This is a genomic window from Bradyrhizobium sp. ISRA464, assembly GCF_029910095.1.
In the GTDB taxonomy this organism is placed as follows: domain Bacteria; phylum Pseudomonadota; class Alphaproteobacteria; order Rhizobiales; family Xanthobacteraceae; genus Bradyrhizobium.
In genome coordinates this window covers 5,664,854-5,690,168 of record NZ_CP094526.1, presented here as the reverse complement: position 1 = coordinate 5,690,168, position 25,315 = coordinate 5,664,854, and the positions used below count along the sequence as shown (strand labels likewise).

Sequence of the window (25,315 nt, the reverse complement as noted above, 5' to 3'; positions counted from 1 at the left end):
CGGGCCAACGTATTAGTTCCCGGTCCGGCACCGACGGTCACCCCCGCGGCGGCGCCTGAATAGTCGCCGGCCAGCATGCTGCGACGCCCTCCAGGGGGCGCATAGACGGCCCAGCTCATGCGGCCGCCCGACGTGGCCCCGATACTAAGGCCAGCCGTGTCCACGGTGCCGACATAGGCCTGGCGCGGCCCACGCCGCATGGAAGCATAGATGCAGCTTAGTTGTGCTTGCGACCCGATGACGAAGCCTACAGTCGGGGACATGGAGCAGGTAAGGGTGCCTACCCGCGCGCGGGCAACATCCTGAGCTATTGCTGACGTCGCGGCGAGGGCAATGGCCAAACCTGCCAATGCATATATTGGCCTGTTCATGTTGCAACCTCCTTGAGGGGACACTGCGAAAAACGCGGTCAGCCTTCCAGTGGTTCCTTCCATGTTCCGGCGAAGCACCCGCCTTCGCTTATAATCCTGACGGGGGCGATCTTCGCCACGCATCAGGCCCGTTTCTCGAGTCGAAAATCGTGCCGTTCTTGCTCGATGCTTCTTAGCGAGTGTGCGGTTCGATCTCGCGCAGCGCGCGGCTTAGTGCGGGCGCGCTGCGGGCCGCTGTAGACCAACGTCCGCAGACCCAGAGCGGCGATGTCGGCGAGCCCGACTCAGCTGGTACCATCCCGACCGGGAACGCTCCTGAGTGAGTAGGTCCGGGTTTGGCCCCGAGCCGAACTCGCGGACATAGACGCTTGACGCCTGCTGTTGGGTGACAAGCAGCCATTCAGGCACCCGATCCGCGTTTGGATGCAGACGGCGCCGCACTGCGGCGCGTCATCACTGGACCAACGATTGGCTTGCACCCCCAAGGTCTGCCCTCCGATAGAACGTCGCTCCGATCTTCCTGGGATCGAACACCGGCTCCACGCCGGCGGCCTGGAGCTCCTTCTTGACCACCAGGAAATGCCGTCGCCGCTGCCTGGCGATCGCGAACAGGGACACGAATTTGCGGTCGAACCGCTCGACCTCCTGGGCGGGCACAACGACGGTTGGACAGCGATTGATGGGGTTGATCACGGTGATCGACTTGAGGTGGCCGTGCTTGATGAGAGCGGACGCGACCTTGGCTGTCGTGGACAGCTTGTCCTTGATCTGGAGCCCGGTCAGGCCGCCATGGCCGGGCCCGCGGACCAGCGTCCGGACCTCGTTGAGATCGAGCAGCAGGGACATGTAACCGCGCTCGGAGGCGATCTGCTATTTGCGCTGGAGCTTGCCGTCGAGGATCAGCCGAACGATGTCCTCGCTCATGCAGAAGCTGAAGCCGCGCCGCCTCGGGGACGGTGACCTGGCCATCGGACGCGGTGTCGATCGGCGCCGCCCCGTCGAGCAGCCTGGCCATGAATGCATCCGGGTCCTCGGGGGCGAACTGGTCGGCCGCCCCATGGCCCCGCAGGCGGGGGATGATGATGCCGGCCCGGTAGAGCCGGTCCCGCTGAACCCGGGGTGCATTCAGGTATTCGCCGGCTTGGCGGACGGAGCGCGTGGCCGCCGAGGCCTCTGACGCGACGAGGGAGCCACGTACAGCATCGCACAGGCAATTTTTCCGTCTACGCCGCCCTCGGGAAGCACTCCTGCCGCCTCCAGGAGCTTCCGGAGCCGCTCCGGATGAAGCCTGGTCTCGATCGAGAGCGTCCGGATCGAATGCAGGACAGCCGTTCGACGGGCTGGCCGAACACGACGTTGCCGGGCCCGACGGGGAAACGGGTCCGGATGAAATTGCCGACCAGGTCGCGCAACGGATCGAAGGCTTTGTCCTCCCGGCCGAACTCGAGACTCTGGTAGATGCGACCGAATACGGCCCTTCGGTGCCGGCACCGGAGTACGGGTATGTGCTGCGCAGATCCGATACGAAGTCGAGCGACCAGCGGTCGTTCGGCGCCATCGGCACCGTCATCGGGGCTCGGGTCCCGATTGCCCGCTTGCGGCCGCCACGGCGGCGCACTGCAAGCTTCTCCTCCCGGTAAAGCCGGAACAGCTTCTTGTGGTTGATCAGATAGCCCTCCCGCTTGAGCAGCACGTGCAGGCGACGATAGCCGAAGCGGCGGCGTTCCTGGCGATCGCCTTCATGCGCTGGCGAAGGCCGGCATCGCCCGCCCAGGTCGTCCAGTATCTCATGGTCATGTGGCAACAGCCGATGGCTTTACGCGCCCGCCGTTCGCTCATCCCGAATGCTTTCCGCAGATGGGCGACAGCTTTCCGCTTTCCCGCGGGCGTCACCATTTCTTTCCCAACAGATCCTTCAGCGCCGCATTGTCCAGCATAGCGTCTGCCAGCAGCCGCTTCAGCCGCGTGCTATCGTCCTCCAGCGTCTTCAGCCGCTTGGCCTCCGAGACCTCCATCCCGCCGAACTTGGCCTTCCATTTGTAGATGCTGCCGTCGCTGACGCCGTGCTTGCGGCACAAATCGGCGACCGAAACGCCGGCCTCATGCTCCTTCAAAATCCCGATGATCTGCTCTTCCGAAAAGCGGCTGCGCTTCATGCTCTGGTCCTTGTCGTGGGCCAGAACGAACTTCAAACTGGATTAAGCCCGTGGGGCCAAGGTCATCGTCACCCACATGACTCGCTGCAGAACAAGAAAATGGCCTAGCATTCCGGCCTAGCATTACAGTTGCATCTTCCTGAAGGTTCTGAATCTATGGGCGACCATGATTCGGGATCTGATGATTGGTGGCGCGTCGGTTGAGGATACGCTGACGCTGTGGGCTTCGTCGTTGCGAGATGCCAAGCAACGCATCCGTCCGCTGTTTACGCAAGAGCGGGTCGCGGCCTCGGCGGGGCAATTTCTCGACGGACTGTTGGGCAACGAGCCGCGCAAGACGGGTTGGATGCGGGCGGAAGCGGCTGGCGATCCAGGCCCGTGGCGCCAGCAGGCGATTCTGGGTCGGGGGCAGTGGGATGCCGACGCGCTGCGCGATATTGTACGTGAGTACGCGCTGGAAACGCTGGGTGACGAGGACGCGGTTCTGGTCATCGATGAGACCGGCTTTTTGAAACAGGGCAAGGCCTCGTGTGGGGTCGCGCGCCAGTACACTGGCTCGGCGGGCAAGATCACCAATTGCCAGATCGGAGTGTTTGCCTCCTATGTGTCGCGGCATGGCCATGCCTTCATCGATCGGGCGCTCTACCTGCCAAAGGAATGGACGGACGAACCCGCTCGCCTGAAGGCCGCACATGTCCCGAGCGATGTGAGCTTTGCGACGAAGCCCCGGATCGCGCATCAAATGATCGCTCGCGCGATCGCCGCAAAGGTGCCGTTCTCGTTCGTAGCAGCGGACAGCGTGTATGGCACGGGAGCGATCGAAACCCTGCTGCGCAAGGCGGGCAAAGGCTATGTTCTGGGGGTTGCTTCCAATCACGTGTTCTATTCCTGGGGCAAGCAGCAGCCTGTCGCCGGCACTGCCTCTACGATCGCGCAGAGCCTTCCCAAGAAGGCCTGGCGCCGCCTGCCGTCCGGCGAAGGAACCAAAGGTCCGCGCTGGCACGACTGGGCCTATCTTGAGCTGGCCGATCTCGACGCCGGCGAATACAACGACGACCTTGCCGGGGAATGGACCCGAGGTCTTCTGATCCGCCGCAATATTGCCGACAACAGCTTAGCCTTCTTCTCCACATGGTGCCCCAAGGGCACGTCCATGCAGAAGCTGGTATCCGTGGAAGGCCATCGCTGGGCCATCGAAGACAGCTTCGAAACCGCCAAGAACGAGCTCGGTCTTGATCACAACGAAACCCGCTCCTGGCATGGCTGGCATCGCCATGTCTCACTGGTCATGCTTGCCTTCGCCACGATGGCCGTCATCCGTCATCGGGCCAACACCGGAGCATTGCTTAAAAAAACGCGACCGCGGCCCCGACCGAAGCATCGTTCTTGATCCGCTGGTCGATCCAGGAAATCCGCCGCATCGCCATGAAGCTCGCCCAGCGGCGCATCCCGCATGCCCACATCCTCGCATGGTCATCCTGGCGCAGGGCTCATCAAGCCAACGCGCGCAAAGCGCATCTCAAGCAAAAATTACAACTGTAATGCTAGGAGCCTGTCCAGTTAGCTCCGGGAAGGCGGGCTAATGATAGCGGCTCATGCGACCCTCGCCAGCTTGACGAGGTTGTGAGCGGTGCAGATCAGGGCCCATTCGGCCTTCACTTTGTCGATGCCGCGCAGCAGGAATTGCCTGAACCCTCTTGCCTGTTTGATCTGTCCGAAGACGGGTTCGACGATCTGCTTACGCAAGCGGTAGCGACTTCGGTAGCCGGCGCGCTTGAGCTTGGTGCTCATCCTGGCGATCAGCGATCCGGCTCTTGAAGCCGTTTTCGCAGTGGCGGACGGGGTGCCGTGCTTCTGCCTCCCGGTGGCGATGTAGCCCTCGATGCGCCGCCGCTTGATCGTGCGAAGATTGGCGGCGGAGCAGTAGCCGGCGTCGGCCGACACTTCGTCGGGATTGGTCCCCAAATTGGCCCTGATCCCGTCGAGCAACGGCGCCAGTTGCGCCTGATCGCTGGAGGAACCGGTCAGCGTCTGCGCCACGATGATCTGATGGGCACCATCGACCGCGGCCTGGGCGTTGTAGCCCTGGATGTAACCGTCCTTGGTCTTCAGGATGCGGCTCTCCGGGTCGGTGAAATTGCGTTGCGCCTTGCCGTCGGGCTCGGTTTTCGTCGGCGTCTTGCCGCTCTTCTTGCGGCCTTCGGCGACGCGACGCTCCTCGGCCTCGGCCCGCGCCTTGCTCTCCGCCTCGGCTGCAGCCTTGGCTTCGGCCTCCAGCGCGGCCTTGGCCTCGCGTATCTTCTCAAGCCGCTTCTGCTTGTCGGCCACCCAATCGGGCATTTCGTCGCCGCGCTGGTCGCCGTAGCGCTGGTCCTCCTCCGCATCGGCGGCCTCGGCGGCCTTGAGCCAGCGATCGACCTCCGCTTCAAGCTCCGCTTCCCGCTTCTTCATGCGATCGTAGCTCATCGCCTTGTGCTTGGACGCGTTCGCCTTGATCTTGGTGCCGTCGAGCGCAACGTGCCCGAGCTTCACCAACCCGGCCTTCTCGGCGAGCTTCAGCACCTGCACAAACAGGTCGGCCAGCGCCTTAAGGTGCCGCCGCCGGAACTCCGAGATCGTGCGGAAGTCCGGCGGGTCGCCGGCCACGATCATCATGAAATCCGCCCGCTCCACCGTCGCCTTGGCGATCCGCCGCGACGAGTAGATGCCGCTCGCATAGCCGTGCAGAAGCAGCGCCGTCATCATCCGCGGATCAAACGGCGGCTGACCCAGCCCACTCCGGTAGCTGCCGAGGAGCGCCGATAGATCAAGGCTTTCCCTGACCAGCGACACGATCAACCGCGAAACGTGATCTTGCGGCACATAATCCTGCACGCGCGGCGGCAGAAGCTGGGCCTCATCGATCTTCCAGGGGCGAAATTCCTTGCTCATCGCTATGTAAGGAATCAGACTCGCACCCTCTTGACCAGTCACTACTCAGACAGGCTCCTAGCATTCCATTGGCTGCCGCCGTGCTGCGACGGTGGTATATGGAAAGACGGCAAATGGTCAGGTTGTACTGATGACCAACTGAAGCCTTGGAAAGTGGCCCGAGCGCCCCCCCATTGTCACTATCTCTCATACCAGCCGACGAGGGTTGCCTCCGCGATTAAGGACTTGCGCGCCTCTCGTTCGATGTCGCGGCAGGACGCGTTGGCCTTTGCCCGAAGCTGGTCGGTCGAGATGGCAATCAGCCGGAAGTGATAATGATGAGGCCCATGGCCATGGGGCGGACACGGGCCGCCATAGCCCACTTTGCGGAAATCATTGACCGCCTGTTTCACATTTTTGTTCCGCGCGGCGCCTTCCGCAAGCTCCGTTAGGACTGCCGGAACATCGTAAGCCGCCCAATGGTGCCACGTGCCGGCGGGCGCATCTGGGTCGTCGCAGAGCAAGACAAAACTTTTGGTTCCCGCCGGCGCATCAGACCATTGCAGAGGCGGTGAGAGGTCTTCTCCGTCGCAGGTGAACCGTCTCGGAATTTGCGCTCCGTCGGCGAAGGCGCTTGAAACGAGTTTCATGGCTCCCTCCATCAGCTTGCAGGGGACATAGGCTCGGACCTGGGCTCGGGTTTGAGAGTTCCTACGGAGCCGGCGCGACCTCGCCGGATCGGCGGACGAGCGTGACCAGATTGCGGCCGTATAGCTCGATTTTGGCGAGTGCGAAATCCATAAAGTCTGCTTAGATCAGGAAGTCCGTCGTGCAGCTGCGGCAGATTGGCTTGCTATGCGACCGCTTTTTCATCCGAACCTGGTCAATGGCCGTTACGGCGACCCAACGGTATATGTGGAGACGCTGTTCGAGAAGCGCAGCCTGCTGTTCGATATCGGAGAGATTTTTTCGCTGTCGCCGCGGAAGATACGACGCATCGACCAGGTCTTCGTCTCGCACGAGCATATCGATCACTTCGTTGGATTCGACCACCTGCTTCGCTTGCTTGTCGGACACGAGAAGTCCGTGCAGCTCTTTGGTCCATCCGGCTTTACTGAGCGGGTCTTTCACAAGCTTCAGGCCTATCGCTGGAATCTGGTCGAAACCTATTCTAGCGATCTTGTCTTCGTCGTGAGCGAACTCGCAGCGGCGAATTCCATCTTGAGCACGCGGTTCAGGCTGAGGAGGGCTTTTGTCGCAGAGGCATCAGTCTCTCGCAAAACCCTTGCCGGGGTAATCTGCGACGAACCGACCCATCGCGTGTCAGCCGTGATCCTTGAACACGGTACGCCCTGCCTTGCCTTTGCGCTGCAGGAGGCGGCGCATGTCAATGTCTGGAAGAACCGGTTGTTGGAGCGCGGGCTGCCCGTCGGTCCGTGGTTGCGCTCACTCAAGCAGGCCGTGGTCGAACGGCGCGCGGACGATCATTTGATCAAGATCGATGGATCGGCGGCTTCGGGCAATCGGCTCGTTCCACTTGGGGCCTTGCGTGATCTCCTCACCGTCACGGCCGGACAGAAAGTTGGCTATGTCACCGACGTCGCCGATACGCCGGCCAATCGTGGCGCCATCGTAACGCTCGTGCAGAACGCGGATATCCTCTTCATCGAAGCGGCGTTTGCAGGAGCGGACGATGCGCTGGCGAGGCACCGGGCTCATCTAACGACCACAGCTGCTGGAGAAATTGCTCGAGAAGCCAATGTGCGCCGCGTCGAGCCGTTTCACTTCTCTCCACGTTATGTGGGGGAGCAGCAGCGGATGCTTGCTGAAGTGATGGCGGCGTTCAGGGGAACTCACTGCTAGACCATGCGCGAGGAAATATATTTGCCCGCTGGACATCGAAAATCGCTCCGTCTCTTTCTATGCGGAGACGTCATGTGCGGTCGTGGCATCGACCAAGTGTTGGCGCATCCGTGCAGCCCCGAAATTCACGAACAATCCGTGCGATCGGCGGAGGGATATGTGCTGCTCGCCGAGCAGGAAAACGGGCCGATACCACGGCGTAATGGGCCGTCCTACGTTTGGGGCGCAGCACGGGACCAGTTGGCGCGCATGCGGCCGGACGCGCGGATCATCAACCTCGAAACGGCTGTGACCCGCAGCAAGGACCGCGCGTGCAAGGGCGTCAACTACCGCATGAGCCCCGAGAATGCAGATTGTCTGGCGGCCGCCAAGATCGACTGCTGTGTGCTGGCCAACAACCATGTGCTCGATTATGGGCGCCCAGGCCTAGAGGAAACGCTGACGACCTTACAAAAGCTCGACATCAGGGCGACTGGCGCGGGGCGCAACGTTCGCGAAGCCAGCGCTCCGGTCGTGCTCAATCTTGCCTATGCCCGGCTTCTGATCTTTTCGTTCGGTTCGACATCGAGCGGCATCCCCATGGAATGGGCCGCAACCGAGGGCGCTCCAGGCGTCAACCTGCTGCCTGACCTGTCCGAAGCGAGCGCCTCAGAGGTTGCCGATCGAATCGTGGCGCTCAAGAGGCCGGGTGACCTGATCGTCGTTTCGATCCATTGGGGATCCAATTGGGGATATAACATTCCGGACGAACAGATGATTTTTGCCCGAATACTCATCGACCAGGCGAACGTGTCGATCGTTCATGGGCATTCGTCGCACCATCCGAGAGCGATCGAAATCTATCGGGATCGTCTCATTCTGTATGGCTGCGGTGATTTTCTGAACGACTATGAGGGGATTCGAGGTTACGAGCGCTACCGGGACGACCTGGTGTTGATGTATTTGGCCGACCTGGATGCGACCGACGGCTGTCTTCACGCGCTCAACTTGATTCCGCTCCAGATCAGGAACTTCCGTCTCTCCATTCCGGCGCGGCGGGATATCGAATGGATCCAGCAGACACTGGATCGGGAGTGTCGAAAGTTCGAAGCTAGAGTCATCCTTGGTTCAGAAGGACAGCTTGCAGTTGCCGGGCCTGGCTGAACGTACAGCCATTTGGGTCCGGGCCAATGATCGGGATGGCCATGCAGTACCGGGCTCGTTTTCAAGCGTAGATCGGAGACGCTCGGTGTGCACTTGCTGCGGACCCGCATTGAGAGGATGATGCTGCGCAAGAGTTGGTGTCGTCCGTCATTTCGATGGAGATCAGCGATGCGCGTACCGGTCTACTATGGCGATTACCTGCGGCTCGACCGCCTCCTGTCATCGCAAGAGCCCGAAAGTGCCAGAATCGGCATCAACGCCCATGACGAGATGTTATTCATCATCGTCCACCAGGCCTACGAGCTGTGGTTCAAGCAGATCCTGCATGAGCTCGATCGGGTTGAGACAGACTTTGGCGCGATCCCAGTCACTGATGATGCCATGGCCCGTATCGTACATGGGCTCAATCGTGTCCATGAAATCCTTAAGCTTGTCGTGGCCCAGCTTGACGTGCTGGAAACCATGACGCCATTTGACTTCCTGGACTTTCGCGACCTGCTGATGCCGGCTTCGGGTTTCCAGTCCCTGCAGTTCCGGCTGATCGAGACGCGGCTCGGCTTGCCCCCTGAAACGCGCATTCCATTTGATGAAAAGGCAATCGACGAGCGTCTTTCCCAATCGGACCGGGACGCTCTTCGAGCCGCAGGCGCTCGGCCATCGTTATTTGACTTGCTCAATCGTTGGCTTGCGCGAACGCCATTTCTCGACTGGGGAGGGGAGACATTCCGCGAGGCCTATCGCGCTGCGGTGGAAAAACATCTAGCTCGCGATGCTGAGCTGGTGCGCGCGGATCCTGCGATCCCGCCGGAAAAGCGCGATCGCGAACTGAAGAATATCGAGCGGGCGATTGCGTCGTTCTCGGAAATTTTCTCGGAAACAGATGAGGGGGGTAGTTGGCGGCTGTTGCCGCAATCAGTTCAGGCTGCTCTTTTCATCACTCTCTATCGTGACAAGCCTGCCGTGCAACCGGCGTTCCGTCTTTTGACTGTGCTCATGGACATCGACGAAACCCTAACTCTGTGGCGATATCGGCATGCACTCATGGTGGAGCGCATGATCGGTTTGAAGATAGGTACTGGCGGCTCCTCGGGTCACGCCTATCTTCAGATGACGGCCGAGCGACATCGCATTTTCTCTGACCTGTTTCGACTGTCCACTTTCCTCATTCCGCGTTCAGCTGTGCCTGAGCTCCCGGCCCCGATCCAAAAGCAGATGAGGTTCGTTTACGCGTCATGACCATGCTCGATCTTACCGCTCATTTTGCGAAGTTTCGCGCCGCGGCGCCTGAGCGGATCAACCTCGCGGCGCACAGCCACCACGACTGGCCCGACGTGACACTCGCCGCGCAAGTGCAGTGCTGGCACGATGCGGCGCGGCTCGCCGGCGAAAAATGGGGCTTGGTGTTCGGTGAGCTGATCCCGCGGGTCCAGGCCGGGATCGCCAAGCACCTCCAACTACCCGACCCATCGACCATCGCCGTTGCGCCCAACACGCACGAATTCCTGCGCAGGTTGTTGTCTTGCTTTCCGTCGGATCGGCCCATTCGTATCCTGACGAGCGACGCCGAGTTCCATACCGCACGGCGTCAGCTCGACCGCCTGGAGGAGGATGGATTGGTCGCCGTCACGCACATATCCGCCGAGCCATTCGAGACCTTCGCTGAACGCTTTCATGCGGCATGCGGGAGCAGCGAACATGACCTTATCTTTGTAAGCCAGGTGTTTTTTACCTCATCAGCAACGTCGGGAAATCTCAAGGCCCTGGTCGAGGCGGTACCTTCGCGCGATACTTTCATCGTAATCGACGGCTATCACGGCTTTATGGCCCGTCCGACCGATCTGTCTGAGATCGCGGGCCGCGCCTTTTATCTCGCTGGCGGTTACAAATATGCGATGGCAGGGGAGGGATGCTGCTTCCTGCATTGCCCGCCTGGCTACGGGCCAAGACCCCGGGACACAGGCTGGTTCGCCGATTTCGGCTCGCTTGCAGCGCCTCCGGGGAAATCAGTCGGGTATCCTCAAGATGCCGGCCGTTTCGTGGGTGCGACCTTCGATCCCTCGGGTCTCTACCGGCTTGTCGCCGTATTCGATTGGCTTGCCCGTGAGAGCTTGACTGCCACACAAATCCACCGTCACGCGCAGGCATTGATGACGTTATTCATCGAGGGGCTTGCGCTTCAGCACATTGAGGGATTGCGGTTTGCAGATTTGATTACGCCATGGGGCGCTAAGGCCCAGCACGGCAATTTTCTGACCTTCCGGACGCGGCGTGCAGGCGAGATTGAGGCAAAACTTGCCGAAGTCCACGTGCACTGTGATCACCGCGGCGACCGCCTTCGCTTCGGTTTCGGAATTTGCACGAATGCAGCGGACCTCGATCAGGCACTGGCGCGAATCCGGCGTGTGATTGGCAACTAAAGCCCGTCCAGCGCTCAATGGTGACAGTCTGCGGTTCTGCGCGTTCTTAACAGCCAGAAGCACCCGCGTCCGCGGGGGGCTTGAACGGCTTCGTTGCGAGCAGGCCGACTCGTCGATATGCCGCCGTGACATCAATGATGGAACGCCCGGTGCTAAGGCGACCGGGCGCGCTCACCGCCATTAGCACCGCGCCGCCCCATTCGCCGCCGAGGCCCTGACCAGTGACACCGGTTCGTCGTCGACGGACAAGATCACATCGAATGACGCGCTCAGCGGCATGGGCGATCCGAACGCGGTGGTGCATTTCACGGTGGACGGCGTTGCGATTGCGGCGACGGCCACGGCGAGTTCGACGGGGGCGTGGAGTTTTACGTCGACCGGGCTGGCGGACGGCTCGCATACCATCGTTGCCAGCGAGACCGACCTCGCCGGCAACACTGGCACCGCATCGCTGACCTTCACATTGGATACAGTTGCCCCGGTGATCACGAGCGAGATAAGCTCGGGAGGAAGTGGGAAGGTCCGGAACCTCGATCCCAAGTGGCGTAGTCTCAGTCTATGACGGAGCAGCGTGCGCGGGTACGAGAAGAAGCAGCCTCGTTGGCGCATGAAGACGATCATCGAGGCCGTTGATCGGCACCTCGGTCGCAATACTGGTCCCTCTGGGCCTGCTCAGACTGCCCTGGATGCTCTCTTTGAGCAGTTCGACAATGGCTGCAAGGGTCTCGACCGCCTGCCGGACCTCGAAGCTCGGCGTCGTGAAGCACGCCGGTTGATGGCCGTGCTGATCGAGCTGGACACGGCCATGCGCGCCGATGCACGCGCGCGCCGTGAGGACGAACTGCGGGCCGCCTTGCGTTGCGACCAGCACTTCCGACTTGCGATGCGCAACCTTGAGGGGCCGTGCGGGTGGACGCTGGATGAGTGCTGGGCCGTGTTGGCAGAGGGAGACCAATAATGACCGACGACCAGAAGACGCTCGCCGCCGAGCTTGATCAGCTGTCCGCCGACGCCGCGCGCCTTGCAGATAGCGTACGTCGGCTAGGCGGGGCAGGTGCCGCGGTGGGCGACCTTCGCGGGCGACTGTTCCTGACCGTGGTCGAGGCGGCCAAAGTTTGCGACGTTACCGACCAAACGATTTACTACTGGATTGCGCATGCCGCGCGGATGCGTCGCCCGATCGCGGAAAAGCGTGCAGGCGTCTGGATCATTGTTACAGCGGATCTGCTCGCGTACATCGAGAAGCATCGCGGCGGCTTACCGCGCGTGTCAAGGCACAGAACCGATTACGGGAATTTTCACCGAAGTGGTCGGAGCCGCAGGAGCTGCGGCCGCGTTAGATGGAGCGTGAAATGGGGTGAGAGTGGCGCGTTGCGCAGTGCGCCGAGGACTTGGTTGGCAGGACATAAGGGCGAGCCCGGTTTGGTTCTGGACTGCTTATGGGAAGTCACTGGCTAGGTACCTCAAAATAGGCACCGTTCACCCCAACCAGAAGTTTCCTCTAGCCGAGGACTAACCTCTCGTGCTCTTAATATCGAGGTAGCTTAGCGGGCACTTGGGGCCTTTATGGCGGAGCGTGTCGAACGCCGGCTGGCAGCGGTATTGGCGGCGGATGTCGCGGGCTACTCGCGCCTGATGGGGACCGACGAGGTCGGCACCTTGGCAGCGTTGAAGTCGCATCGGCGCGAGGTCGTTGATCCCGCAATCGCAGAACATCATGGCCGGATCGTGAAGACGACTGGCGATGGCATGTTGGTGGAGTTCGCCAGTGCTGTAGATGCGGTGAACTGCGCGATGGAGGTCCAAGGCAGGATGGCGAAGCGCAATGGTGGCGCATCGCCGAAGATCACGTTCCGCATCGGTATCAACGTCGGAGATATCATAATCGATGGCGACGACATCTTCGGTGACGGTGTTAATGTGGCGGCCCGCGTCGAGAATGAGTGCGAGCCCGGCAGTGTTTGCCTATCCGGCAGCGCCTTTGAGCAGGTTCGTGGTAAGACCAGCTTTTTATTTGACGATCTCGGGGAAAGAGCGCTTAAAAACATTGACCGACCTGTGCGACTGTACGACGCGCGGTCCGGAAGCGCGACACCATCTAAGAGCTCAAATTCGCCTGCCGAGCCTTACAAAACGCTGCCACTGCCGGACAAGCCGTCGATAGCTGTCCTACCATTCCAGAACATGAGCGGCGATCCCGAACAGGAATATTTCGCTGACGGAGTCGTCGAAGATATAATCACAGCGCTGTCTAGATTTAAGTCGCTGTTCGTCATCGCACGCAATTCGAGCTTTACCTACAAGGGCAAGGCCGTCGATATCAAACAGGTGGGTCAGCAACTTGGTGTAAGGTACGTGCTGGAAGGTAGTGTGCGAAAGGCAGGTAACCGAGTTCGGATTACCGGCCAGCTGATTGAAGCAGCAACGAACAACCATCTCTGGGCCGACAAATTCGACGGATTGATCGAAGACATATTCAGCCTACAAGATGAGGTTACCGAGGCAGTCGTTACTTTAATAGCTCCCGCTGTTGTGCGGGCCGAAATCGAACGGGCGAAACGGAAACCCACAGATAGACTGGATAGTTATGATCTCTATTTGCGGGGAGTAGCGCTTGTACAAAACGGCTCCCTTAATGAGGCGCGTGCCTTTCTCAAAAAAGCTATTGAACAGGATGGGGAGTGCGGGCCAGCCTATGCCAATCTGGCCTTGACATACCAAGTCCAACAGGCGGTTAGCGGATCACCTCTCACTGCCGAAGAGCGCACGGAAGCAATTCAGTTTGCCAACTCTGCCGCAAAGCTCGCGGCTGATGACGCATTTTCGTTGGCAGTAGCCGGACACGTTCTCACGTATATTGGACGCAGCTATGATCGCGGATTTTCGATGACTGCTGAAGCTGTGGCTCTCAATGCCAACCTTGCTACAGCATGGCATTCATACGGCTGGGTCGCGTTGATGTGCGATGAACCTGATAAAGCTGTTCAGTGCTTCGATCGGCTGCTGAGAATAAGCCCACTTGACCCACACAGAAAGTGGACATGGAATGGAAAGGCATTCGCTCTCTTTTGCCTGGGGCACTACGTCGAAGGGTGCAAATGGGCCGAGAAGGCGGTCCAATTTCGCGCTGATGCTCATTCTTTGGGGGCTTTGATAATCAACAGTATTGGTGCTGATCGAAGCGATGATGCCAGAAAGGCCGCAGCACATCTTTTGAGGCTCAAGCCAGACTTTCGGGCGTCTCATTCCTACGAAAATTACCCGGTGCGATCGCTCGCCACTCGGGAGAGAATATTTGAGGCATTTCAGGCTGCGGGGCTTCCGCCCTAGCGCTAAGCGACCTCCTCTCGCTTGCTATCGTATGCATTATGCTTGCGGTTCTTTTTAGTTCTCGGCAGTGGAGTGGAAATCCGTCTCACCACTTCGCCAGCGCTAAAAATGCTCCGAAATATGGAGCGCGCCAAGAGCAACTACACCGAATTTGGAGCGGCCCAAGTGTCCGGTCTGCGCAAATCCGCGGCTGCGGCGTAAACCGGCTCTATGAGAAATCCTTTTCGGAAAACACAGATGCAGAAAGCCGAAACCGAGATCGCCGCGCTGACTAAGCGCGGCGATCAGCTCGCCGCCATGCGCGCGGCTGCTCAGCAGGCTTTGGACAAGGCTAGCTGGTTTCTTTAGCATCGCTCTAGTTGCATGCATCGAACCTAACACCATCCAGCTTCAGGTTTGGACTGATGGATCAGGCTATCCCCAGCCGAAGCTACTAAGGACACTATCGGGACACGATCCATCCAACTTATTGAAATAACAGGGAATATTAGGCTTTCACCTCTCCCACAAGGGGAGAAGCAAGGATACACGCCTGCGAACGCGAACGGTTACGCCACCGATACCAAGAACTCAGGCAAATCCTGTCGGGGGGAACGTAGGTAGCGCTCCGCCGCTACCAATTCTACGGTCTCACACGCCTACCTACGATATCCTGCGATTTCGTACGCTCGACGTTAACGCTCTAGTCGCGACGGTTGGGCCGGCGAGTTCGTGGAGCGGAATCAACTGCGATAGGACGGCTCTTCTCGATCGAGTATCCGCTTCAGGCTTTCGAGGTGCTGTAGGGCCGAAGCAGCATCGCCGTCGCGCATCTGCTTGGCGGTCGCCGCAGCAATGTCCGGTGCAACGGGAATAAGAGGACGTCCCGTCGACATGGCGATGCACTGCACTTCGGCGGCCCGTTCCAGATAGTACAGGTCGTCCCACGCTTCGGCGATGTTGTTACCCAGCACCATGACCCCGTGATGCTTCATGAAGATGATGTCGGCGCTACCAACGGAAGCGGCGATGCGATCGCCTTCTGTGCTGTCGAGGGCGAGGCCGTTGTAGTCCCAATCCACCGCGGTGCGGCCATAGAATTTCAGCGCGGTCTGGCCTGCAAACAGCAGCGGTTCTCCCTCGGTCATGCAGAGCGCCGTCGCGTGCGGCATGTGGGTATGGAAGGCAACCTTGGCCCGAGGCACCTTGAGGTGCAACCGCGCGTGGATATAGAAGGCGGTCGCCTCCGGTACTCCTTGACCCGACAGCACGTCGCCGTGGAAGTCGCAGATCAGGAGCTGTGAGGCCGAGAGTTCGCTGAAGGCGTAGCCATAGGGATTGACCAGGAATAGATCATCATAGCCAGGCACAACCGCTGAGAAGTGGTTGCAGATTCCCTCATGCATGCCAAGTCGCGCGGCGAAACGAAAGCAGGCGGCGAGATCGACCCGCGCGTTCCACACTGATTCGCTGTCGAAGTCCGGACGGTTCGGTGCGACTGATCCTGTGTCGGCAGGTGTCCCCGGATCGGAGTCGTGGTTCAAAACGTGAGCCATGGTCGGTTCCCTGTGTGTCTGCCTCCCGTCGGGCAGCTAGGTCGTCTTCTGAGCAGATCGTTCGTCTGTCAAGGGCGCCGCGGGCGAGGGCCCGACGCCGGTGGTCAGATAGGCGAGGATCACCTCGACGATGTGCGCCTTCCGCCGTTTCAGGTCGTCGGGCTGTTTCAGATCACGATCGAAGATCATCGATAGCGTATAGCGGTTGGAAAGATAGAAATAGCCGAGCGCGGAAATCGAAATGTAAAGCTCTACCGGGTCAATGCCGGACCTGAACACGCCGCGACCTTGGCCTTCCGCGAGGATGGTCTGGATCGAATTCGACAGACGGTTGTACAGCGAGCGAATGATCGGCGATTTCGCGATGTGCTTGCCGCGGTGCAGGTTTTCGGTGTTGAGGATGACGATCACGTCGGGCTCGTCGATGAAGGTCTGGAACGTGCTCTCGCACAGCCGCCGCATCGCCTCCACAGGGTCGAGCCCGGTCAGCGGTACGTCGCCCTGACGCCGGCGCAGGGTCTCGTAGGTGCGCTCCAGCACGCGCACATAGAGTTCTTCCTTCGAGTGGAAGTGGTGATAGAGCAGGTTCTTGCTGATCTTGGCGCGCGCGATGATGGCGTCCACGCGCGCACCGTCATACCCCTTGCGGGCGAACTCCGTCTTGGCGGCAGCGAGGATCCGCTCCTGGGTCTGGATTGAATCGCGCTTGCGGGGCTTTTCGTTCACGGTTGATACAAATTCCGAACAGGTCCGTAGGACATAACTGCTGGCGAAGCATCGCGCGTCAACCTCATAGTGCACAAGTCGGGCGAGGCCCCACGAAAGGGGCGCAGCGCTCCACGCAAACCCGGGTCGTCTCCTCGGGGTCGCGTAGCCACCAGTCCAGTTTCGAGAAAATCTCGATTTCGAATGGCCCGTCGTAGCCGATGTCGTCCAGCAGGCGCCGGTAGAAGCCGATATCGATCACGCCGTCTCCGACCATGCCGCGATCCTGATAGACGTCGCGGGTCGGCACGAGCCAGTCGCACAGATGAAACGTCAGGATACGGTCGGGCCCGGCGCGGCGCAGGCCGGCCGCAAAGTTCGGGTCCCATCAGCAATGATAGACGTCCGCGACGATGCCGGTGCCGGCGCCCAGGGCGAATGCCACGCCCTCTGGATCATGCTCTTTGAACCAAGCGTCGGCTGTGTCTTCGTCGGCGAACTGACGCGCGACTTCCGGAGGGATCTCGATCGGCTTTCGGGTGATCGGCATGCCCAGCAGATAGGTCCGGATCGGTTTGGTTCACAGCGCATTTATGCGCCGCGAAGCCCAGATCAAGGAGTGCGATCGCGCCTCTGGCTTGCGCGGGCTGGGTCTCCCGAGCCGGGCGCCCAAACCCATATGTGGTGCGGCAGCGCCTAGCGCTGTCGCCGCCCTCCGACGGGAATTTGTTAGCGTGCTCCATGAGCCGGCGACGACCTGTCGGCTCACGCGCGTCACAAAACCTTGGCGGACGAGTGCCAATCTCCCCGTGCTGGGATTTCAGGGCCCAGACTGGAATGCGTGGCGGTGCCGCCGAGCGAACATACTCCGCTCGCGCGGCATTCAGCATCTATCTCCAACTGGAGGGAAACGCATGTTCGACGCGGAAACGACTGCGCTACTTAGAGCAGTGCTCGAGGAAGTGTGCGAGAATATTTCCGTGTATGAGACCGGCGCCAGAGCGCACGTTGCCTCCAAGATCCTCGAAGCCGCGGCAAGCGGACAGCTCTCAATAGATGACTTGAAGGCGGCAGGTCACAACGCTCTGAACACGCCTACGATGTGGCGCTGAGTTTCATCGGCGGGAAATTACGGCTTCCAGCCTTTGCTAAAATGGCACGGCGTGGCCAATCCTGTCATGCCAGTTCGGGACGATGTTCACAGAACCGGCCGCGCCCAGACCGTGCAAACCAGGCGCCAGCCAACGCGCGACCAGGGCTGATCTTGGGGCAAGGCGTCGAGCGGGGTTACCTCATTCCGTAATAGTAAGGTAACTCAGGAACGCATTGCAGGCCTGCTCGGCTTCAGTGAACGTACCGAAAGGCGAGCCGCCCACCTCAACCGCGGGCTTATTCAGAAAGTCGGGACGCCATGATGCAACAAAGCCCGGCTCTCCGTGCAAGCCGGGCCCAGTTCGGCTCTCGTTACTTATAACGAATGAATAGCCGTAGCTGCTTGCGATCCAAATTTCCAGATCGCCCAGAACGCGGCTGAAGTGCAGGGCCATTTCACCCTCCACCGGGAGGCCGAACTTGGTCCCCCGCAGTCATCCAGATCGACGCTCAACCTGCTTTTGTCCGGTTGGCCGCTTCAGCCTCGCGCGCCAGCCGTTCTGCCTTTAGGCGCTCTCGATTATCGTGGAACGCTTTTTGCGCCTTGGCATAATCGGTCATAGCTTCCTTCGCCCCGACCGCTTTGAATACCTTCTGGGCTTCGCGTTCCGCAGTTGTCGTTGCCCGCCGCTCTCGGTCGCTGATCATTTGTTGACCTCCCGCTGGGGCCTAATAATCCAACGCGCGGAGAGGGCTTCCGATCCTATCGGCCCTGGACCGCTCATAGATAATCGCGATCGGCTGCTGTGAAGGCTTATCGCAGCCATTGCCGCCCGCGTCGCTCCTCCGACCGATGCGGGTCACTCAAGAACCTCGTACTCGAACGCCACGCCTTCGGGGTCGTTCTCTTCGAACCATTTTTCCGTGGCGTCCTCGTTGGCGAAGACCTTGAGGTGATCCTTGTCACCAACTTGCTTGCTTGTGTTGACGTAGATCCAGACGGTCATTTGATCTCTCTTCGGGTTGCGCCCAGCGCTCGGATCATCGCATCAAACTCGAACAGTTTAAGGACTTCGGAAAGCCGGAGCTTTGATCCCTTCGACATATGCTGCAGAAGCAGGTGCGCGTGTCCGCCGCGATCTCATCGCGCTTAATGGCGTTATGTTCCTTGTGGAATGACCGCATATTAGCGGCAAACTGCTTGGCCACCGGCGGGATTTCGATGCGCTTCCGTTTGAGCCCCGGAAGATATGTGCGTGGCAGCTCTTTGCGAATCTGGGACCAGGAAAAGAGGCGGCCCCAGCGCAAGGCCGGGGCCGAGTTTTTCCTATGTCGAGGCCCATCGCCTCGAAGTTCCATGGCTAGCACAGGCCTGTTCGGGGGTGTCCTAGTCGCGCTGATGGAAGGCACAGCAAAGAAGGGGTACCGTGGTTTTGCGGGGCGCCCTTACCGCTTCTTCTGCGCCCGCATCTAGTTGCTCCGCTTTCCACCGAACTGCGTGCAAGCGCTGCACCGAACGAGGTGACCCGTTTGAGTTATTGACCAGGGCGACCGGGCGGGTTCTCAATTCCATTCCACGCGAGGTGTCGAAGTCCCCCAAACCCAGACACCACGATGCCCCCCACGGCCCCAGTTCCTCCAAGGCTGGGGCCGTGCCCATTCTACATAGCGAGCAAGACTGGCCACGCGCCCGTGCCCCTGGAGAACGCCAGCATGCGCGCATTCCATGCCTGGCAGGCTACCGCGTCGGCTTCCAGCCGTGCTTCTCGCGCCGGAATCCGCTGGGAGAGAAGCCGCTAGGATTTGTTCATGGTGGCATCCCGGGAAACCACACCTTGATCATGCGAGCTGCAGAGCCTCGTGTGGAGACAACCTGGCGAAAGGCCGGTGAACTCCTCGATCTCTTCTCCAAGGAGGAGTGCACCAACTACTTCAAAAACTCAGGTTACGTTTCCGTATAAAAGCATCATGCTCTGGCGTCGGGATGAACCATCAGAGTTTCCTGGATCGAGGTCGCAAGCATTGTCCCGTCGCGATCGTGGACATGGGCGACCGACAAGCCGCGGCCGCCATTGGAGGAGGGACTTTCGGTTGCGACATGCATCCACGCATCCGGTGAGAATGCTCGCGCGGCAAGGCCCAAGACGACATCGGTATCGGACCGTACCTCGCTGGGTGGGGCGACGATGGCCTGCCTAAGCTGAACGTGCGATTGCGCTTCTGCGCTGATTTCGAATCCGATCTTGAGAGATTCGCGTTCGAAGCAGGACGCCACAGGCAGCACGATATCCGCAAGCGCCGCCGGCGGCGTCATGAACAGATCGGCGTGGGCGTAGAAATCGAGCGCGGCCAGCGCAGCGCGTCCGCGAAGCGGATCGCCGTGGACGTTGACGGATCCTCGTGAGCCTGTTCGACGCTCGTGCGATCGGACTCGACTGGTGACGACGCGATCGGTTCTCACACGCTGATGAGCCGCGAAGGAGTCCGCCTGACGCCGGCAAAGGAAATGGTCGAGAAGAAGCTCGCCAGCTAGTTTAAGTCGGCGTAGCGCAGCACGACGCCGCCCGCGCCGTCAGCCGAGAGGTCGGGCTTGCCTGAAATGAAATCCGTTGGGAGTGAATTTTTGAGCTACGGCGCGCACGTGGGCTTCGCATGTTTCGAGTGCAATCTTCTGGGCGAGCATGACGTCTCCGATCGGCAGAGCGCCAATGGGCAGGAAACACAACCCCTCCTGTCGGCGGCCGCTTTCGTCGATCTCGCACACGTTAACCGAGGTCCCGGCGTGAATCGTGTACCGCCTTCCGCTGTCGCTTCCGACCACATCGAAGTATCCCCTTCTGGCGAATTGCTCTTGCTGCGCTGGCGAAAGCCATTCCCGCAGCAGTCGCAGGGACCGCCCCTCCGGCGTGCTCTCGGCGCCGTGCCTGATGAAGAGGGCTCGCGCCGCTCTCATACGGGAGCGGCCTGCGGGCGGTGATCGCCGAAAGCCGAACATGGCCAAGGCCGGTTACCCGCCGATCAGTCGGGGGAAGAAGACAGTTTCTTCCGCAGCAGGGTCGAACGACCGGAGGTGCGACGTCTGACCCGGACCCGTCCGGACCGCCGCGGTAAAGCCGGCATTGGTGAGCTCGTAGAACCGCTGCTCCGCCCTCGCCAGTTCTTGTGCGTCATCCGGATTGAAGAGGTGCCGGCTATCGCCGGTACGGTCCATCACGATCTGGGTCGCCATGATCCTTCTCCTCCGTTGCCCGTGGCAATGACTTGATCCAGTATCCGACCGACCTCACTGACTTTCAAGAGAAGAACATTCGATCGGAACACGCCGCTCCGCGTAATGACTTGCGCGGCACCGCGGCGACACTTGAGGGCATCCCTACCGAAGCGAGGCACTACGCGATCTCACAACCATGCGTAAGTCAGACTGGTTGCCTACAAGTAGCGGATCGTGCCTATGCGACCCGGGCGGTGATCGCGCGACACCTCCAAAGGACAATTCTACACGGCTCGAATTGAAGTCCAGCCGGAGGAGCTGTCACGCGCGACGTGGCTTCAGCAATCACATGATTTCGAGGCTGCCACAGGGCTTACTCTTCACGAGTGATGTTGATCATGCGCACCTAATCACACATGCGCAAATCCTGTCCTTCGCCCGGATTTACGAAGGCGAGATATCTGAGCCGATGGAAGTGATTGGAATGCTATAGTAACTTCAATCACGTAAGAGTTCGCAGTTTTATTCTGAGTGGCGCGCCATTATTTCAATAATTTGGTCGGATGTGGTCAGGCGGTGTCCAGTTGGTGTCCCGCCGATGCCGGTATCAACGCCGCTTTCGATACGCGTCCTCAAGGTCATTCGAATCCTTGAAAGCGACCTACTCAAAACGGACTCCTGTGTGATCGCCGAACGCCGGGTTAGTCATACTCTCTCTACGGGGAGATTGCATAGCGTGCGCAGCTTGGCTTTACGGACCTCGTCATGAAGCTTATTGCGCATCGTGGATGGTCTGCGGGTCGGGGTGAAAACTCGCTCGCCGCGTTCGCACGTGCCGCCCGTGACGGCAGAATATCTGGTGTCGAATTCGACGTCTGCCTTGCAGCGGATTCCGACACATTGGTGGTGTCACACGAGCCGCCGCGTCATGTCGAGAATGCGCTTACCCTCGATGCGGCACTGTCGCTTCTTTCGCCGACTGACCTTGAACTGTTTGTGGAGGTGAAGGAGACGGGACTTGTCTCTAAAGTCATCGAGAGGCTGGTTGCCAGCAACGTGGCCCGTCGCTCGGTCGTATTTGCCTTTGCCGCCGTCGCAAGATCCTTTCCGTGGGAGGGTGCGCGACCGGTGCGCCTGGGCATCATCGTCACGTACCCGTGGAACCTGAATCGTGCGGTGCGCAGGTATGCGCCGGATGTCCTCCTGCTCGGCTGGGACGCGCGCGCTTGGACGCGAGTCGCTTTTCGCGCCTGGTGGTCCGTTTTCTCACTTGAGCAGCTTGCGCGACGCCACCAGGTGCCGGTTGTGGTAGGAGTCGTACAACGCATGGACGACCTTCATTGGCTCTCGCGGCAGCACCTCTACGGGGCGGTTGCCGACGTCGACCGCACTATTGGCCGCAGCGCCAGACCTGATTAGGCCGCGCAAACCCGTTCGTCGCCCGTGAAGTATTCGAAAGCCAACTGGCAGTCGGCCCTATCTGGCGTGGGGAATCGGCTGTTTCGGTGACGTCGCCTTTTGGCCCACAGCGGCGGGATCTAGCGTTTCGTCCACATGCCGGCACAGGGTAGACCGGACGTGACGCGGAAGAGCTTTGTTTCCGGCTATGACGACATTTTGGCTGGGTGCTACCGAGATGATCGCTGGGCGATATCCCGTATCGATCAGTTCGTCGAGGCACGGACGACCCGTCCGATGCCAAATTGATCGCCGACGCGGCTGACCTTGCCGTGGCCAAAATCGATCTCGATCATGTCCTCCGACGAGCCGATCAGGCCCACGGACTTGTGGGTGTGAGCGTCGAATATTTCGGTGGCGTCATCGCTATTCTTGTTGGGCGCGACATAGGCGTAGTCGCCTTCGATGTCGAAGGTCACCCAATGCGCCCCGTGGCGACTTTTCATCCTGACCCGCTCGGTCAATACCGGGGCCATCGGATCGCGCATGCTCCACACATAGATGTGCGGATCGTCCGCACTGCTACTCTGCCACACCTCGCGCTCGTCGGGTGTCCATCCAATCCCGTGCAGCAGCCCAGCTTCGCCGGCTGGATGCTCCGCAAGGCTGGCGGTGACGATGCGGCCGCTCTTGAGCTCCGCAACCTGCATCCCCCACAGGCCGGTCACGTTGTTCACCACGTAGCGGCTCATGCCATCGACCGCGTAGGGCCCGAGAATGCCAGCGTAAGGGCCGACGCGGGAGACCGTGTAGCTCTGCGGATCGATCAAATAGAGGTATTTCCCGCTTCCGTCATCGGCCTTGGTCTCCTGAAAGAGCGGCCCAGACAGCGGGAACAGGGTATCGTGCAATCGACTAGAGAAATGCACCTTGCGGATGACATCGCCCGTGCTGGCATCGACAACGTTGAGAAAGTCGGCCGAGCGGCCTTCCCAGGTCGGAACGTACAAGAGCTGCCCGCCCGGATGAACCGCCAGCCGATCGACATCGGGATCGATGGCGCGATTCCAGAGCACCACGTCATCGTAGAGATTAAGGCAATAGATCATCCCGATTCCTGAGCGGGTGCGGTAGGCCACGTAGAGCCGGCCGGTCGCCGCGCTAGCGGCGATCCCCTTCACGTCGTCCACCTCACGAACGGTCTCGATGGTCTTAACTAGACGATGCTCGGTATCCATGTCGTAGACCGATATGGAACCCCGTATGGCCGCCGCTTGATTGATTGCGTAGAGGAACCGCCCGGTGCGCGGTTCGTGTGTGACAAGCACTGGGCTGTCCGTTGACGTGCTGCTCGTTGATGCAGCGGGAAGTGCGGCCGCGGCGCTCCAGACCGTAGACCCAATCGTCAAGGTCGCCGCTACAACGGCGCAGGCAAAGCGAATACGGTGCTGTTCAGCTATCATCTGCCCGCCTCAAAACGCGAACGCAATCGTAAAGCATTTTGCGCTACGCTGGAAATGATACATATCGACGAAATCCGCGTGTCAGATGTTGGAGGTAGATCGGAAATCGCCGAAGCTTGGCCAAATCGACACAGATGACCGTTGTCTCAGGGAACGTGACCGATGCGTCTCAGGGAACGATCCGCTCGGCGCGGAACTCGCGCATGAGCCGCACAAACATCTCTTCGCTATCAATCACATCGTGGAAGCCGAAGCGGCGGGATTTAGTAACGTCCGACATCACGTCCCAGTCGCAACTGAAGACGTAATCGCAAAGGGCCAGGCCACGAGCTCATCGTAGGCGTAGGGCTTCAGCCCATGTTTCTTTGTCATGACGCGCCAGAGTGGTGCGTTGTCTATCATGTGTGCGGTAAGGCTTATCGTCTGCACGTCGCCGGCTGGCATATCGAAAGCGGCCGCGAGCTTCGGCCACAGATTCTTCCAGCGGAAATAGTCACCGTTGGTGATGTTGAAAGCTTCGAGCCCGCACCGAGGCGTGCTCGCCGCCCAAAGCGCAGCGTTGGCGAAGTGCGCGGATTCAGTGACCTGGTAGATCGATGTATAGGCGCCAGGCTTTCCCGGGAAACGCAGCGGCAACCCAAGCTCCTTGCTGATCGCGGCGTAGACCGCGATCGCCGGCGCCAGACTCATCGGCGTGCCCGGCGCAAAGCCGCACAAGGTCTGTGGTCGCAGCTCCACCCAGTCCCAGCGCTTGCCGCGCTGGAAGGCGGCGAGCCAGTCGATCTGCTCGAAATAATAGTTGGGACCCATGTGGCGCGGGTCGCTCTCTCGTGCCGGTGTTTTGAATGGCCCGAGGTGTGAGCCATAATATTTTGTGCCGGTGACCAGCACCACGCGGCGCAGCGCGGACGACACGCTGTCGATCGCGGTCACGGCGTTAACCAGCATGTCGCGGTTTGGAGCGATGTTCGATGCATAGCCCGCGGCGGCGCCCGCCGCAGGCTGAAACGCCGCGTAGAAGACGTGCGTGGCTTCCGTCAGGCCGGCGAGCTTCGCCGCCGCGTCCTCACGGTCTAATAGATCGACACTGATGTGGCGGTAGCGAGGCACGGCGCCGGCCGCGCGGCGCGACAGACCGATGACGGACCAGTCATCCTGCCTGAGCAGCCGCTCGACTATGTAGCGTCCGATCACTCCGAGCGCTCCGACGACTACGGCCTCCTTGTGCTCAGCCATGTGTGCCCGTTTCTGTGCCCGTTTCCTTTCGACTACGATGGTAGTCGTGTCCAAGGCTCCTGTCGCCGGAATTGGGACGCTGCCTGGCGTGCGTCGGGGCGCTCGGCCCGGACAACCTCCTCGCGATCGCCGACGAGTTGATCGAGTGAGCGACTGATGTCAGACTTGGGACCCTGAGCGGAACTGAGAACGGCGCGAGCGGCTCAGGCAAGATACCGGCTGCCGTGCACTCTCCCTGCCGCTCACCATTCGGTCGATGCACGGGCGGGTGGGGCGCCCCGGGCGTTCCTGATGCCCAACCAGCCCACGGTCATCAATAGCCTCCGGGCTACGAACTCTGGCCGCGGATCGCGACGATTTGTTCCCGCCGGGAAGCAGGTGTCGGGAACCGTCGCATTCAATAGTCGTTTCGAGATCAGTCCGGGAACTGCATCTCGGAAGTCGGTGGGGCCATCCAAACGGGACGAAGCGCGCCGCGGGCGCCA

26 protein-coding genes and 2 pseudogenes are annotated in these 25,315 nt (G+C 60.4%); 12 read left to right on the top strand and 16 right to left on the bottom strand.

The window, feature by feature from the left end:
• Nucleotides 1-824 precede the first annotated feature (824 nt).
• Together MTX19_RS26545 and MTX19_RS26540 are read right to left on the bottom strand one after the other, a co-directional pair.
• Nucleotides 825-1,217 (bottom strand): hypothetical protein, encoded by a 393-nt coding sequence (locus MTX19_RS26545; protein ID WP_280985004.1) that lies wholly within the window; start codon nucleotides 1,215-1,217, stop codon nucleotides 825-827.
• 670 nt (nucleotides 1,218-1,887) lie between these two features.
• Nucleotides 1,888-2,527: pseudogene (locus MTX19_RS26540) on the bottom strand (transposase); the annotation flags it as partial.
• A 166-nt stretch (nucleotides 2,528-2,693) separates the two neighbouring features.
• Between MTX19_RS26540 and MTX19_RS26535 the strand changes: the two are divergent.
• Nucleotides 2,694-3,917: an IS701 family transposase gene (locus MTX19_RS26535; RefSeq protein WP_280985451.1), complete on the top strand. Its 1,224-nt coding sequence runs from the start codon at nucleotides 2,694-2,696 to the stop codon at nucleotides 3,915-3,917.
• On the top strand, nucleotides 3,914-4,069 hold the full coding sequence (locus tag MTX19_RS26530; RefSeq protein ID WP_280978692.1) for a hypothetical protein: 156 nt from the start codon (nucleotides 3,914-3,916) through the stop codon (nucleotides 4,067-4,069). Before MTX19_RS26535 ends, MTX19_RS26530 begins: the two co-directional genes overlap by 4 nt.
• Before the next feature lie 51 nt (nucleotides 4,070-4,120).
• Here the strand turns inward: MTX19_RS26530 and MTX19_RS26525 are convergent, their stop codons facing one another.
• Together MTX19_RS26525 and MTX19_RS26520 are read right to left on the bottom strand one after the other, a co-directional pair.
• Nucleotides 4,121-5,458: an IS1182 family transposase gene (locus MTX19_RS26525; protein ID WP_280979491.1), complete on the bottom strand. Its 1,338-nt coding sequence runs from the start codon at nucleotides 5,456-5,458 to the stop codon at nucleotides 4,121-4,123.
• Nucleotides 5,459-5,637: 179 nt separating this feature from the next.
• The gene (locus tag MTX19_RS26520; RefSeq protein WP_280980027.1) at nucleotides 5,638-6,087 is read right to left on the bottom strand and encodes a YbhB/YbcL family Raf kinase inhibitor-like protein; all 450 of its coding nucleotides are present in this window, start codon (nucleotides 6,085-6,087) and stop codon (nucleotides 5,638-5,640) included.
• A 205-nt stretch (nucleotides 6,088-6,292) separates the two neighbouring features.
• Between MTX19_RS26520 and MTX19_RS26515 the strand changes: the two genes are divergently transcribed.
• The 8 genes from MTX19_RS26515 to MTX19_RS26480 all read left to right on the top strand — a co-directional run bounded on the left by MTX19_RS26515 (nucleotide 6,293) and on the right by MTX19_RS26480 (nucleotide 14,190).
• Entirely contained in the window at nucleotides 6,293-7,300 is a 1,008-nt protein-coding gene (locus tag MTX19_RS26515) for an MBL fold metallo-hydrolase (protein ID WP_280980026.1), read from the top strand.
• 3 nt (nucleotides 7,301-7,303) lie between these two features.
• Nucleotides 7,304-8,443, top strand: a complete 1,140-nt coding sequence (locus tag MTX19_RS26510) for a CapA family protein (protein ID WP_280980025.1) — start codon at nucleotides 7,304-7,306, stop codon at nucleotides 8,441-8,443.
• A 168-nt stretch (nucleotides 8,444-8,611) separates the two neighbouring features.
• Nucleotides 8,612-9,679, top strand: a complete 1,068-nt coding sequence (locus MTX19_RS26505) for a tryptophan 2,3-dioxygenase family protein (protein ID WP_280985545.1) — start codon at nucleotides 8,612-8,614, stop codon at nucleotides 9,677-9,679.
• Nucleotides 9,676-10,860 (top strand): aminotransferase, encoded by a 1,185-nt coding sequence (locus MTX19_RS26500; RefSeq protein WP_280980023.1) that lies wholly within the window; start codon nucleotides 9,676-9,678, stop codon nucleotides 10,858-10,860. The genes MTX19_RS26505 and MTX19_RS26500 overlap by 4 nt, the downstream gene beginning before the upstream one ends.
• Nucleotides 10,861-11,074: 214 nt before the next feature.
• Complete coding sequence (locus tag MTX19_RS26495) at nucleotides 11,075-11,422, top strand: Ig-like domain-containing protein (RefSeq protein WP_280984887.1); 348 nt, start codon at nucleotides 11,075-11,077, stop codon at nucleotides 11,420-11,422.
• Between the two features lie 45 nt (nucleotides 11,423-11,467).
• The gene (locus tag MTX19_RS26490) at nucleotides 11,468-11,818 is read left to right on the top strand and encodes a hypothetical protein (protein ID WP_280980022.1); all 351 of its coding nucleotides are present in this window, start codon (nucleotides 11,468-11,470) and stop codon (nucleotides 11,816-11,818) included.
• Nucleotides 11,818-12,318 carry a helix-turn-helix domain-containing protein gene (locus MTX19_RS26485; RefSeq protein WP_280980021.1) on the top strand — a complete coding sequence of 167 codons (501 nt, stop codon included), beginning with the start codon at nucleotides 11,818-11,820 and terminating at the stop codon, nucleotides 12,316-12,318. Before MTX19_RS26490 ends, MTX19_RS26485 begins: the two co-directional genes overlap by 1 nt.
• Before the next feature lie 108 nt (nucleotides 12,319-12,426).
• Nucleotides 12,427-14,190: an adenylate/guanylate cyclase domain-containing protein gene (locus tag MTX19_RS26480; RefSeq protein WP_280985544.1), complete on the top strand. Its 1,764-nt coding sequence runs from the start codon at nucleotides 12,427-12,429 to the stop codon at nucleotides 14,188-14,190.
• Nucleotides 14,191-14,912: 722 nt separating this feature from the next.
• Here the strand turns inward: MTX19_RS26480 and MTX19_RS26475 are convergent.
• From MTX19_RS26475 to MTX19_RS26460, 4 genes and pseudogenes are all read right to left on the bottom strand, one after another.
• The gene (locus MTX19_RS26475) at nucleotides 14,913-15,725 is read right to left on the bottom strand and encodes an aldolase (RefSeq protein WP_280980018.1); all 813 of its coding nucleotides are present in this window, start codon (nucleotides 15,723-15,725) and stop codon (nucleotides 14,913-14,915) included.
• 36 nt (nucleotides 15,726-15,761) lie between these two features.
• The gene (locus MTX19_RS26470; protein WP_280980017.1) at nucleotides 15,762-16,451 is read right to left on the bottom strand and encodes a TetR/AcrR family transcriptional regulator; all 690 of its coding nucleotides are present in this window, start codon (nucleotides 16,449-16,451) and stop codon (nucleotides 15,762-15,764) included.
• A 64-nt stretch (nucleotides 16,452-16,515) separates the two neighbouring features.
• Nucleotides 16,516-16,797: pseudogene (locus MTX19_RS26465) on the bottom strand (TIM barrel protein); the annotation flags it as partial.
• 21 nt (nucleotides 16,798-16,818) lie between these two features.
• A complete protein-coding gene (locus tag MTX19_RS26460; RefSeq protein ID WP_280980016.1) occupies nucleotides 16,819-16,980 on the bottom strand; it encodes a hypothetical protein in 162 nt (53 codons plus the stop codon).
• A 364-nt stretch (nucleotides 16,981-17,344) separates the two neighbouring features.
• Between MTX19_RS26460 and MTX19_RS26455 the strand changes: the two genes are divergently transcribed.
• Nucleotides 17,345-17,542 carry a hypothetical protein gene (locus MTX19_RS26455; protein ID WP_280980015.1) on the top strand — a complete coding sequence of 66 codons (198 nt, stop codon included), beginning with the start codon at nucleotides 17,345-17,347 and terminating at the stop codon, nucleotides 17,540-17,542.
• A 180-nt stretch (nucleotides 17,543-17,722) separates the two neighbouring features.
• Here MTX19_RS26455 and MTX19_RS26450 read toward each other — a convergent pair whose 3' ends face one another.
• The 6 genes from MTX19_RS26450 to MTX19_RS26425 form a co-directional block, all read right to left on the bottom strand.
• The gene (locus MTX19_RS26450; RefSeq protein WP_280980014.1) at nucleotides 17,723-17,977 is read right to left on the bottom strand and encodes a hypothetical protein; all 255 of its coding nucleotides are present in this window, start codon (nucleotides 17,975-17,977) and stop codon (nucleotides 17,723-17,725) included.
• 55 nt (nucleotides 17,978-18,032) lie between these two features.
• The gene (locus tag MTX19_RS26445) at nucleotides 18,033-18,230 is read right to left on the bottom strand and encodes a hypothetical protein (protein WP_280980013.1); all 198 of its coding nucleotides are present in this window, start codon (nucleotides 18,228-18,230) and stop codon (nucleotides 18,033-18,035) included.
• A gap of 152 nt (nucleotides 18,231-18,382) precedes the next feature.
• Entirely contained in the window at nucleotides 18,383-18,529 is a 147-nt protein-coding gene (locus MTX19_RS26440) for a hypothetical protein (RefSeq protein WP_280980012.1), read from the bottom strand.
• 959 nt (nucleotides 18,530-19,488) lie between these two features.
• Nucleotides 19,489-19,983 carry a molybdopterin-dependent oxidoreductase gene (locus MTX19_RS26435; RefSeq protein WP_280980011.1) on the bottom strand — a complete coding sequence of 165 codons (495 nt, stop codon included), beginning with the start codon at nucleotides 19,981-19,983 and terminating at the stop codon, nucleotides 19,489-19,491.
• A 111-nt stretch (nucleotides 19,984-20,094) separates the two neighbouring features.
• On the bottom strand, nucleotides 20,095-20,475 hold the full coding sequence (locus MTX19_RS26430) for a hypothetical protein (RefSeq protein ID WP_280984885.1): 381 nt from the start codon (nucleotides 20,473-20,475) through the stop codon (nucleotides 20,095-20,097).
• A 54-nt stretch (nucleotides 20,476-20,529) separates the two neighbouring features.
• Nucleotides 20,530-20,751, bottom strand: a complete 222-nt coding sequence (locus MTX19_RS26425) for a hypothetical protein (protein ID WP_280980010.1) — start codon at nucleotides 20,749-20,751, stop codon at nucleotides 20,530-20,532.
• Nucleotides 20,752-21,498: 747 nt separating this feature from the next.
• Between MTX19_RS26425 and MTX19_RS26420 the strand changes: the two genes are divergently transcribed.
• Nucleotides 21,499-22,152, top strand: coding sequence for a glycerophosphodiester phosphodiesterase (locus tag MTX19_RS26420; RefSeq protein WP_280985543.1), 654 nt, complete (start codon nucleotides 21,499-21,501; stop codon nucleotides 22,150-22,152).
• A gap of 245 nt (nucleotides 22,153-22,397) precedes the next feature.
• On the opposite strand, the gene MTX19_RS26415 is transcribed toward MTX19_RS26420, so the two are convergent.
• Together MTX19_RS26415 and MTX19_RS26410 are read right to left on the bottom strand one after the other, a co-directional pair.
• Nucleotides 22,398-23,594 carry a hypothetical protein gene (locus MTX19_RS26415; protein ID WP_280980008.1) on the bottom strand — a complete coding sequence of 399 codons (1,197 nt, stop codon included), beginning with the start codon at nucleotides 23,592-23,594 and terminating at the stop codon, nucleotides 22,398-22,400.
• 279 nt (nucleotides 23,595-23,873) lie between these two features.
• A complete protein-coding gene (locus MTX19_RS26410) occupies nucleotides 23,874-24,788 on the bottom strand; it encodes an SDR family oxidoreductase (protein WP_280985542.1) in 915 nt (304 codons plus the stop codon).
• Between the last annotated feature and the right edge of the window lie 527 nt (nucleotides 24,789-25,315).

Excerpts from the sequence above, each read along its gene's own strand:
- MTX19_RS26545 (WP_280985004.1), bottom strand. The coding sequence starts at position 1,217 with ATGTCCCTGCTGCTCGATCTCAACGAGGTCCGGACGCTGGTCCGCGGG.
- MTX19_RS26535 (WP_280985451.1), top strand. The coding sequence starts at position 2,694 with ATGATTCGGGATCTGATGATTGGTGGCGCGTCGGTTGAGGATACGCTG.
- MTX19_RS26525 (WP_280979491.1), bottom strand. The coding sequence starts at position 5,458 with ATGAGCAAGGAATTTCGCCCCTGGAAGATCGATGAGGCCCAGCTTCTG.
- MTX19_RS26520 (WP_280980027.1), bottom strand. The coding sequence starts at position 6,087 with ATGAAACTCGTTTCAAGCGCCTTCGCCGACGGAGCGCAAATTCCGAGA.
- MTX19_RS26515 (WP_280980026.1), top strand. The coding sequence starts at position 6,293 with ATGCGACCGCTTTTTCATCCGAACCTGGTCAATGGCCGTTACGGCGAC.
- MTX19_RS26510 (WP_280980025.1), top strand. The coding sequence starts at position 7,304 with ATGCGCGAGGAAATATATTTGCCCGCTGGACATCGAAAATCGCTCCGT.
- MTX19_RS26505 (WP_280985545.1), top strand. The coding sequence starts at position 8,612 with ATGCGCGTACCGGTCTACTATGGCGATTACCTGCGGCTCGACCGCCTC.
- MTX19_RS26500 (WP_280980023.1), top strand. The coding sequence starts at position 9,676 with ATGACCATGCTCGATCTTACCGCTCATTTTGCGAAGTTTCGCGCCGCG.
- MTX19_RS26490 (WP_280980022.1), top strand. The coding sequence starts at position 11,468 with ATGAAGACGATCATCGAGGCCGTTGATCGGCACCTCGGTCGCAATACT.
- MTX19_RS26485 (WP_280980021.1), top strand. The coding sequence starts at position 11,818 with ATGACCGACGACCAGAAGACGCTCGCCGCCGAGCTTGATCAGCTGTCC.
- MTX19_RS26480 (WP_280985544.1), top strand. The coding sequence starts at position 12,427 with ATGGCGGAGCGTGTCGAACGCCGGCTGGCAGCGGTATTGGCGGCGGAT.
- MTX19_RS26475 (WP_280980018.1), bottom strand. The coding sequence starts at position 15,725 with ATGGCTCACGTTTTGAACCACGACTCCGATCCGGGGACACCTGCCGAC.
- MTX19_RS26460 (WP_280980016.1), bottom strand. The coding sequence starts at position 16,980 with ATGCCGATCACCCGAAAGCCGATCGAGATCCCTCCGGAAGTCGCGCGT.
- MTX19_RS26455 (WP_280980015.1), top strand. The coding sequence starts at position 17,345 with ATGTTCGACGCGGAAACGACTGCGCTACTTAGAGCAGTGCTCGAGGAA.
- MTX19_RS26450 (WP_280980014.1), bottom strand. The coding sequence starts at position 17,977 with ATGGCCCTGCACTTCAGCCGCGTTCTGGGCGATCTGGAAATTTGGATC.
- MTX19_RS26445 (WP_280980013.1), bottom strand. The coding sequence starts at position 18,230 with ATGATCAGCGACCGAGAGCGGCGGGCAACGACAACTGCGGAACGCGAA.
- MTX19_RS26440 (WP_280980012.1), bottom strand. The coding sequence starts at position 18,529 with ATGACCGTCTGGATCTACGTCAACACAAGCAAGCAAGTTGGTGACAAG.
- MTX19_RS26430 (WP_280984885.1), bottom strand. The coding sequence starts at position 20,475 with ATGAGAGCGGCGCGAGCCCTCTTCATCAGGCACGGCGCCGAGAGCACG.
- MTX19_RS26425 (WP_280980010.1), bottom strand. The coding sequence starts at position 20,751 with ATGGCGACCCAGATCGTGATGGACCGTACCGGCGATAGCCGGCACCTC.
- MTX19_RS26420 (WP_280985543.1), top strand. The coding sequence starts at position 21,499 with ATGAAGCTTATTGCGCATCGTGGATGGTCTGCGGGTCGGGGTGAAAAC.
- MTX19_RS26415 (WP_280980008.1), bottom strand. The coding sequence starts at position 23,594 with ATGATAGCTGAACAGCACCGTATTCGCTTTGCCTGCGCCGTTGTAGCG.